The sequence below is a fragment of the Nonomuraea composti genome, assembly GCF_012034275.1.
GTDB lineage: Bacteria > Actinomycetota > Actinomycetes > Streptosporangiales > Streptosporangiaceae > Nonomuraea > Nonomuraea composti.
The window spans coordinates 1-1,223 of sequence record NZ_JAATEP010000144.1; the positions used below are offsets into that span (position 1 = coordinate 1).

Annotated in this window: 1 protein-coding gene; it reads right to left on the bottom strand. The window is 70.3% G+C overall.

Annotation, left to right across the window (positions count from 1 at the left end):
- Window positions 1-1,223: sulfatase-like hydrolase/transferase (locus HCN51_RS57700; RefSeq protein ID WP_168022224.1), on the bottom strand; the 1,223-nt coding region annotated here is incomplete at both ends.

Below are 1,223 nucleotides of genomic sequence, written 5' to 3' on the forward strand. Positions count from 1 at the left end.
GGGTAGGGAAGCAGGCCGGCGTTGATCTGCTCCCAGCGGGTGCGGAGCTGGTCGAGGATGTCGGGGTGGTGTTTGGCCAGGTTGGCTTGTTCGCGGGGGTCGGCCGGCACGTCGTGCAGCTTTTCGACGTTGTTGGCGCGCAGGTACTTCCAGCGGCCGCTGCGCAGCGCGCCGGCCTGGCTGGTGCGCCAGAACAGGGCGTTGTCCGGCGCCTGGGCTCCGTCGAGGAGGTAGGGCAGGAGAGTGTGCCCGTCCAGTGGGTGGCTGTCGGCGGGTCGCACGGCGGCGGCGTCCAGGATGGTCGCGGTCCAGTCTTGGGTGATGACGGGGACGTCGCTGACCTGGCGGCTGTCGAGGGCGGCGGGCCAGCGCACGATGGTGGGCACCCGGATGCCGCCCTCGTTGAGCTGGCCCTTGGAGCCGCTCAGCGGCCACTGGTAGGACCAGCGTTCGCCGCCGTTGTCGCTGGAGAAGATGACGAGGGTGTGGTCGCGTTGCCCGCTGTCGGCCAGGGCCTTCAGCACGCGGCCGATGCCCGTGTCCATGGCCTCGACCATTTTGCGGTAGGTGCCCAGGGAGCCGCCGTCGCCGTGCGTGAGCGCTCCCTGCTCCCCGGCCTGGAGGCGGGCGGTCAGGTCCTTGCTGACGTCCTGGTCGCCGGGCGCCTCCCAGGGCCAGTGCGGGGCGGTGAAGTTGAGGTTGAGCAGCCAGGGCCGCTCGCGATGCCCGGTGATGTACGCCGCCGCGTGCGCGGCCACGGTGTCGGTGTAGTACTCCAGTGATTCCGTCGGCACCTCGCCCTCGTACAGGTCCACCTTGCCACCGCCGCCGACCTTGGAGTAGTAGTCGATGGCGCCTCCGAGGTTGCCGAAGAAGGTCTCCCAGCCGGACTTGATCGGGCCGAACCAGGGCAGGAAGCCGCAGTGCCATTTGCCGAACATGGCGGTGTCGTAGCCGGCCTGCTTGAGCAGCGAGGCCAGCGTGGGATGCTCGGGAGGGATGCCGTCCTGCTCGGCGGGCTGGTTGATCGGCTCCTTCAAACCGCCGGGCAACCGGCCGGGATAGCGGCCGGTGTAGAGCGCGAACCGGGTGGGCGAGCACACCGCCGCCGCCGAGTAGCCATGGGTGAAGCGCACCCCGTCCGCGGCCAGCGCGTCCAGGTGCGGCGTGCGGATGTCCGGCGAGCCGTAGCAGCTCAGATCGGCCCATCCCAGGTCGTCGGC